Raw genomic sequence first — 7,863 nt, forward strand, 5'->3', positions numbered from 1 at the left:
CGGCGGGCAGCGCCGGGGTGCTGGACCTCGCGGCGGTCTCCGCCACGGCGTACACGCTGGTGCTGCCCGACTCGGGCGCGGACTACGTCGACCCCGCCACGGGCGAGCCGCCCTCGCGGTGCCGCACCGGCGAGCTTCGCATCACCGGCGACGCCGGTTCCCTGGTCTTCGAGAACATCACCGGACACGCCTGCTCGCTGCGGGGCCACCCCGGCGTCAAGACCGCGGCCGGCGCGTTCACCCCCGCCGGCACGGCGGCACCGGCCATGCTGCTCGCGCCCGGCGACCGCGTCCAGGCCGCGATCCGACCGGCCACCAAGACGTGCAAGACAACGGTACGGGTGCCCGGCTACCAGGTCACGGCGCCGGAGGACACGGGTACGACGTTTGTGGCCGCGCCGCACGACGCTTGTGCCCCGGGTTCGGTGGCGGCGTTCACCGTGGCTGGCTGACGTTGACGGCCGACCGAGTTCACCTGATGCGGCTCGCAAATCGTCATGTGCACCGAGACCTGGTTCGGCGTCCCTGACCCGGAGCCGGGGTTGGGCCGACGCCTTGCCGGGAGTCGCTGACCCAGGCTCGGATGTCCGCGCGGTTTGACGGATGGCCAGTGGGGAGTGCCTGCCCAAGCCACCGGGTCAATGCCGGATGGCTTCGCCCGTAAGTACGTTCGACCGGCACCCCACCTACATCTTCGCCTCCTGGCATCCGGCGCGTAACCTCGACCAACATCCCCACCGGCGCGGATAGCGCTCGGCTTTCGACCGGCATGGACCAGCCGCCGCCATCGATACCGAAAAGACGACGGCCGTCACCGCCGCTGTGCGCTACCGGTGGCCTGCGGATGGCCGCCGCGAGGGGTCAGCGGCTGGCACTCGGCGAGCAGCGCACGCACGTAGGCGGCGGCGACGACCGACGCGTACCCGCGCCAGAGCCGGGTGGTGTCGGCGTCACCGTAGTCGCTGATGCCACGCACCACGAACCATTCCAGCCCGCTCGCGAAACCGGCGCTGCCGATACCCTTGCCCTCCATCTCAATGGCGATCAGTTGGTGAGTCGCGGCCAGCTCGTCACGGATCCGCGCGCTGCGCAGCGACCGGTCGGCGCTGCCGATCAGGCCGTGCCGAACCCATGGACGCTCTGCCGGGAATGAGTCCGGACGGGCGAAGGCAGGAATGATTGTCAGTGCGCGGTCGATCTGCGGCTCCCACGGCCGCTCACCGCGGATCTCCAGGGCTTCGAGGTAGCGGGCGAGCCGCACGAGCAGCGGCGAGGGCAGCGGAAACGGCTGCCGGGGTTGCCGTCCGTCGTCGCGCTCAACCACGTGGTCGTAGTCGGCTATCCCCCACGTCGCTACGGCGATATCGCCGACTCTCACGTGGCGTTCGGGCCGGTCTGGCGCCGGCACGCCACACGCGATCCCGCACATGATGACGGTGTCCACGCTGGGGAAGCTGCGGATCAAGTTGGCGCAGGACTCGGCCGCGGCGGTGTTGCCCGTGTCGCCGAGCAGCGTCAGCACCATCTCGTGGGGCCGCTGCGCGTCCCGGCTCGGCAACGTGCCAAGGACATACTGGGCCCGATCGCCGCTGATCGTTGACGGGCTCTGCGCGTCGTCGAGTAACACGCTCACCGCTGCGAACTCCTCCGGGAGCGCGGTCACGATTCCGAAGACCGGCTGGGCATGCGCCATGCTCCCAGGCGATGCGGCGGGCAGCGCCAGGTAATTGCCGTTGCCGATCGACACCATGTTGGCGTTGACCTGTCCGTTGATGGTGAACGTCTGATCTCGCATTTCCTACCCCTCGCCGCGGCCCGGGTTGCCGAACGTGTTGTTGTTGCCGAAACCCACCATGTCGGCCCGCACGTTGCCGACGTTCCAGTTCTGGATCTGGTTGATCGTCACCGCCGTCTCCATCTGATCGGGGTCGATGCCGTGAGCCTGGAGGTATGTCTTGATCGACGTGACCAGTCGATCACGCAGTTGGTCGTTGATGCGGATCAGATCGCGGATCACGAAGTGGTCGAGTTCCTCGGGCGTCCGCCAGCTCACGCCCTCGCGGATCGACATGACGGCGCCGAGATCGTAGAACCAGCGGCATCGCACGGCCAGTAGCCAATGCGCACGTGCGGATTGCCGTGCACCCCAGTCGAACAGACGCCGTGCGCAGCGGATGGGACTGCCGAACACTGCCGCCGGGATGCGGAAAGTCCATAACCGTATCGCTCGCCCGATCTGATCCCGCAGCCCGAGCGGCAGATCGATGACCAGAGCCTCGACATCAGGGTGCACCGGAGTGATCACCAACGGCACGAACTCGATCGAGAGGCTGCCGCCCTGGAGAAGCGGGCGGACGAACGTGCAGACGCCGATTTCCCCATCCCGGCAGATCTCCTGAAGGTAGAAATAGACCCGCTGGTCGTCGGCGCGCTCCGGATGGCGCAGTTCTTCGGCCAGCTTCTCCCACTCCACGTGCGGAAGCGGACGTCCGTCCGCCACCAGCGGCGAGTTCCAGGCGAGCTTTCGTCCGTCAACGTAGATGCGGTGTCCGGCCATCAACTGTCGGGACGTAGTGCTCTCAACGGCGGTCTCCACGAGGAACTGGCCCTCGAGCCACTCGTGGAATGCGACCACGTCGAATGTCTCAAAGGTGTCGTCGGGCGCGTCCGACGGCCGGCGACGAACGTCGATGTCGAGCTTCCAGGGCCGGACGACGAGCCCGTTGCCGACGAATGGCGCCGAGGCCCGCTCTTCGGAGTACACAACCACGTTGGCGCTCGTGAGGCCCTCGATCCGCTGCTCCAGCCGCCGGTGCACCGGGGGTGCAAGGTCGCGCGGCTCGGACGAACCCTCGGCGACGATCGCGGCCGCCCGCCGGTGCGCCATGGCGGACTCGGCGATGACGACCACCCCACCGGTCGCCAGGCCGACCAGTACCATCAAGGCACAGTCCCAGAGCGCGGCCTGACTCAGCACGAGGACGATGGCCAGCATCGTCGCACAGGTCAGGGATGCGACCCACCGCAGCGGGCCGGAGCGCCCGCGGTCCCGATTGCTGCGCCACGCCCAGACGCCCATGGCCCTGAGCCCGCGAGCCAGCCGCTTGCGTGCGGCGCACACTGCGATGAAGAGCGCCACCGCCGCGACCGCCGGGCGGAAGCCCAACGGGTGGGACAGTCGGCCGATCACCGAGCAGATCACCACCACTGCAACGAGAGAGCACCCGACCTCTCGGCCGAGCCGCAATCGCCGCGAGGCGGCGGCGTGGCGGACCACCGCCACGGGATCCTCTGTGATGGACGGTGCGTCGCCCTGCGGCCGACCGTCAAGAATTCGCAGAACGTAGTCCGCGAGACCTTCCGATACATGGGTTGCCGCACACAGTGTTTGGTTCACCGTGCGGCGGCGAATCGGCGCCGGCTCGACCCGCTCGCGCTGTGACGCAACTGCCGTGGTCACATGTGCTCCTCGATTGACAAATGGTGCTCGGGTAGCAGCGATTCATTCCACTTCATTCACGCCCTTGACCAAGGCCGGGACCCATTAGGCTTCCGGCACGCGCGAGAACCTGCGGAGTGATCAATAAGCGCCGGGCGGGCAGATGACCTTTTACGAACCCACGTCGAGATTCCTGTGCCCAGCGAGGGCGCGCAAGTCCATCAGACCAATTTCGGACGCGGCCCGTCCTGACGCCTGCGAACAGTGATTCCGGCCTAGTCCAGCAGCAGACATCGAGGAGACCGGACGGGCATGACCAACCCGGAGAGTGATCTACCAGCTTCACTACGTGCGTTCAGCGCGCGTCTCAAGGAGCTGCACCTGGCGGCGGGTGGGCCGTCAGTGAGTTCCCTGCATGCCGATCCGACCTTCCCACTACGTCGGGCTCACATCTACGCCACCCTAGGCGGCAACATCTCCCAACCGCCGAGCTGGAAATTCGTCGAGGCCTTCCTTCAGCGGTGCGCCCGGTACGCGCGCGGGCGAAGAATAGATCTCGAGATGTCCACCGAACCCGCGGACTGGGAACCGACGTACCGACGGCTCACCCAGCTCTGGGAAATGCACCAGCGGGAGCAGCATTCGGCCGATTCCTTCGCCGATCGGTACGGCAAGGCACGCGGTCAGGTACTGACCGTGCAGGACATCACCCACCACGTCGTGCGCGACGACCGCCGGATCGGCGTCGTGACCGGGGACATCCGCCAGGTGCGGTGCGCCAATATCTGGGTCAACCCGGAGAGCACCGAGATGGAGATGGCCCGCGTTCACGAGTTTTCGATCTCGGCGATCATCCGTTACGCGGGCGCGACGCACGACGCACGTGGCCGCGTAGCGGAGGACCTCATCGCCAATGAACTGACCGCGAAAGTGGCCGGTCACCGACCGGTCGAGCCGGGCACCGTCGTCATGACGGGCGCAGGCCGGCTACGGGAGCTCAACGGCGTCCACTATGTCGTACACGTCGCGTCGGTCCACGGCGAGCCCGGTTCGGGATTCCACCCGATGCGGGACGTCGGCCGATGCGTGACTAACGTGCTCCAAGCGGTCGAGCTTCTGGAGATGCCGGTCGCCATCCTGTTTCCGCTGCTCGGAACCGGCAACGCCGGCGGCGACGTCGGCCGGATTGCGACGTCGCTCGTCCACGAGGCCCGCAACTATCTGAGGGCGGCGCCGGCCAGCCGGATCAATACGGTGTACTTCCTGGCCTACACCGACCAGGAGCGGAACGCCTGCCGTCGGGCGCTCAAGGCGGCCGATCTGCGCCCTGAAGCGAGTTAGCCGCCGCCCTGCCGACCAGCGAACACCGGGTCGTCGTCGGTGTGCGCAAGGGGCGCCCCACGCTGCACCGGCGCTCGGTGGCCCCACATGGTGGCGTGCGGCCAGGTGGCGCCAAGAAGAGAGTCTTGACATCTCGCTGCGCAGACACGGCCGTGAGAGCTGCCAATCCCTGAAGGCGTCGAAGGCCGCTGAGCCCTCGCGGGCGATCACCTGACCGATACCGCCGAAAGGAGCACCAACTCCTGTCGGCTCAGCGCTGTGACGTTCCCGCGCATGACGAGTCCACCAGACAAGAGCCGAGCCCATCGCCTTGTCGCCACCCTGATCATCGCCGCCGGGCGAGGGCGAGTTGCTCCTCCGGTGTCGGGCCGTCGTCGTCCTGCCCCTGGTCACCGGGAGCCAGCAACCCCCAGAAGATCATGACGACCAGCGCGGTCCAGCCCCACCACGGCACGCCGAGGCCGGCCACCGCGGCCAGCACGTCGGCGGCGGCGGTCATCGGGCGCCTCCGGCGCTGACACAGGTGCGGTGCATAGCGGCTCCTCTGCTCCGGCGGGTGGGCCCAGCCGATCGGCGGCGGGCCCGGGATCGGCGGCCCCGGCCATCGATCGGCTCCGACGGTCCCGCGGTCGGCCCCGGAATCGGCGGTGGGCCCCGACAATCGGACGGCCACCGCCGGAGCTGAGGGCTTGCCGCCGTGACTCAGGCCGCACCCTTCCGCGCAGCGAGCATCTCCCGGTAGTGGGGGTTGTTCATGACCCCGAGCACGTTGCCGAACGGATCCACCACCGAGGCCGTGGCGAAGCCCTCCCCCGACCCGTGGTGGGTGATCGGCTGGTACTCCGTCGCGCCCAATTCAAGCAGCCGCGCCACGGTGGCCTCGAGGTCGTCGACGTGCCAGTGCATCACCGCGCCGCCGGGGGTGGTCGCTGCCGCGGGCGGGGCGTACCTGCGGTCGATCAGGCCGAGCTCGTCCTCGTCGTCGCCGACGCGGAACTCGATGTACGCGGGGGCCGCCGGCGCGGGCGGGAAGGCGTAGTACGGCTTCGCGCCGAACAGTTCGGCGTACCAGTCCGCCGCGGCGCTGACGTCGTCGGCGTAGAAGCTGATGGTGGCGAATCCTCGGAACATCGTGTTCTCCCCTGCGCTAGTGGAACGACCTCATCATGCGGGGTATAAGTGCTCACCGAGTGAGCACTTTTCCTGACAGGATCACGACATGCGAGCGGACCGGTTGGTGGCGACCCTGTTGGTGCTCCAGGCCCGTGGCCGGGTGACCGCCGCCGAGCTGGCCGCCGAGCTGGAGGTGTCGGTGGCCACCGCCCGCCGCGACCTGGAGGCCCTGTCCACCGCCGGCGTCCCGGTCTATCCGCAGCCCGGGCGGGGTGGCGGCTGGTCGCTGGTGGGCGGCGCCCGCACCGATCTGAGCGGGCTCACCTCGGCCGAGGCCCGGGCCTTGTTCCTGCTGGCCGGGCCGGCCGCCGCGGTGGCGCCGCCGATCCGCTCGGCGCTGCTCAAGCTCGTCCGGGCGCTGCCGGACACGTTCCGGGCCGACGCCGAGGCCGCCGCCGATGTGGTGGTGGTCGACGCGGCCCGCTGGGGCGAGCGCGACCGGGACCGGCCCGAGCTGGTCGACCTGCTCCAGGACGCCGTGGTGCGCCGGCGCAAGGTCGCTTTCCGGTACGCGAGCCGCGGCGGCGCCGAGTCGCAACGGCTGGTCGACCCGCTCGGCCTCGTCGACAAGGACGAGGTCTGGTACCTGGTCGCCGGCACCGATAAGGGGCAGCGGACCTTCCGGGTCGACCGGATCACCGGCGCCGAGGTGACCGGCCAGGTCGCCGAGCGGCCGCCCGGCTTCGACCTCTCCCGCGAGTGGGAACGGGTGGTCGGCGCGGTCGAGCAGCGCCGGTCCCTGCTCTCCGCCACGGTCCTGATCGCCGAGCGGGTGCTGCCGGTGCTGCAGGACCACTTCGGCCGGCACTGCGAACCGCTGGAGACCCTCGCCGACGGGCGGGTCCGGGTCCGGGTCGCCGCCCCGATGGCGCTGTCCATCGCGGAGAAACTCGCCGGCTGGGGCGCGGCGGTCGAGGTGCTCGAACCCGAGCCGGTCCGGGCCGAGCTCGCCCGGCTGGGTGCGGAACTCGTCGCCCGGTACGGTCCGGCATAGGCTGTCCGGGTGTCGCCCCCGGCCCCCCTGCTGCTCGTCCTCGACGGCAACAGTCTGTTGCACCGCGCCTACCACGCCGCGGCGATGGAAGGGCTGCTGGACCAGGCCGGCCGGCCGGTGTGGGCGCTGCGCGGACTGGTCGGCTACCTGGCCCGCGCCGCCGCGCACCTGCGTCCCGACGCAGTGGTGGTGGGCTTCGACTGCCCCCAGGACTCCGCGCGGCGCACCGAGTATCCGGCCTACAAGGCCCACCGGCCGGACAAACCGGCTGATCTGAGCGAGCAGATCGCCGGTGCCCCTGAGCTGCTGGCCGCGGCCGGTGTGTGCACGGTCGTGCCGCCGGCCTACGAGGCGGACGACGTGCTGGCCAGCTCGGCGGCGCACGCCCGGCAACACGGCTGGCGCTCGGTGCTGATGACCAGCGACCGGGACGCGTTCGCGCTGATCGACGACACCACGTCGGTGCTACGGGTCCGCAACGGCGGCTTCGACGAGGCCGTCCTGGTCGACCCCGAGGGCCTGCTGGCGCTCTGCGGCGTACGCGCGGCGCAGTATCGCGATTACGCCGCCCTGCGCGGCGATCCCTCGGACAACCTGCACGGGGTCCGCCGCTTCGGCTCGGCGACCGCGGCCCGGCTGCTGGCCGCCTTCGACACCGTCGACGCCGCCTGGGCGGCCATCGACGCGGGCGACGCGCAGTCGGTGCGCGACGTCGTGGGCGCCCAGTGCACCGACGAGCTCGGCCGTCCGGAGACCCGGGAGATCGTCGAGCGCAACCGCCGGCTCATGCGGATGCGGGCCGACCTGCCGATGCCGGAGCTGCGGGCGGCCCGGCTGCCGCTGCGCCTGAGCGCCATGCGGTCCGTCCTCTCGGGACGGGGCATCAACTTCGGGCCCACGCAGTGGGCGCTGACCG

Annotated in this window: 8 protein-coding genes; 4 read left to right on the forward strand and 4 right to left on the reverse strand. The window is 69.9% G+C overall.

What is annotated here, in order from left to right; all coding sequences use genetic code 11:
• Window positions 1-452 (forward strand): DUF4232 domain-containing protein (locus AB0C29_RS23270; RefSeq protein WP_360823587.1); only part of this gene is annotated, 452 nt, incomplete at its 5' end.
• Window positions 453-811: 359 nt separating this feature from the next.
• Here the strand turns inward: AB0C29_RS23270 and AB0C29_RS23275 are convergent.
• Together AB0C29_RS23275 and AB0C29_RS23280 are read right to left on the reverse strand one after the other, a co-directional pair.
• Entirely contained in the window at window positions 812-1,795 is a 984-nt protein-coding gene (locus AB0C29_RS23275; RefSeq protein WP_360823589.1) for a hypothetical protein, read from the reverse strand.
• A 3-nt stretch (window positions 1,796-1,798) separates the two neighbouring features.
• Window positions 1,799-3,460 (reverse strand): hypothetical protein, encoded by a 1,662-nt coding sequence (locus AB0C29_RS23280; RefSeq protein WP_360823592.1) that lies wholly within the window; start codon window positions 3,458-3,460, stop codon window positions 1,799-1,801.
• Window positions 3,461-3,751: 291 nt separating this feature from the next.
• Between AB0C29_RS23280 and AB0C29_RS23285 the strand changes: the two genes are divergently transcribed.
• Window positions 3,752-4,780 (forward strand): macro domain-containing protein, encoded by a 1,029-nt coding sequence (locus tag AB0C29_RS23285; RefSeq protein WP_360823595.1) that lies wholly within the window; start codon window positions 3,752-3,754, stop codon window positions 4,778-4,780.
• A 325-nt stretch (window positions 4,781-5,105) separates the two neighbouring features.
• On the opposite strand, the gene AB0C29_RS23290 is transcribed toward AB0C29_RS23285, so the two are convergent.
• A complete protein-coding gene (locus tag AB0C29_RS23290; protein ID WP_360823598.1) occupies window positions 5,106-5,279 on the reverse strand; it encodes a hypothetical protein in 174 nt (57 codons plus the stop codon).
• A 203-nt stretch (window positions 5,280-5,482) separates the two neighbouring features.
• Window positions 5,483-5,911 carry a VOC family protein gene (locus AB0C29_RS23295; RefSeq protein ID WP_360823601.1) on the reverse strand — a complete coding sequence of 143 codons (429 nt, stop codon included), beginning with the start codon at window positions 5,909-5,911 and terminating at the stop codon, window positions 5,483-5,485.
• 88 nt (window positions 5,912-5,999) lie between these two features.
• On the opposite strand from AB0C29_RS23295, the gene AB0C29_RS23300 reads away from it, so the two are divergent.
• Window positions 6,000-6,947 (forward strand): YafY family protein, encoded by a 948-nt coding sequence (locus AB0C29_RS23300; RefSeq protein WP_360823604.1) that lies wholly within the window; start codon window positions 6,000-6,002, stop codon window positions 6,945-6,947.
• Between the two features lie 9 nt (window positions 6,948-6,956).
• On the forward strand, window positions 6,957-7,863 hold a 907-nt coding region (locus tag AB0C29_RS23305), incomplete at its 3' end, for a 5'-3' exonuclease H3TH domain-containing protein (RefSeq protein WP_360823607.1).

The organism is Actinoplanes sp. NPDC048791 (assembly GCF_040650095.1).
Taxonomy (GTDB): Bacteria; Actinomycetota; Actinomycetes; order Mycobacteriales; family Micromonosporaceae; genus Actinoplanes.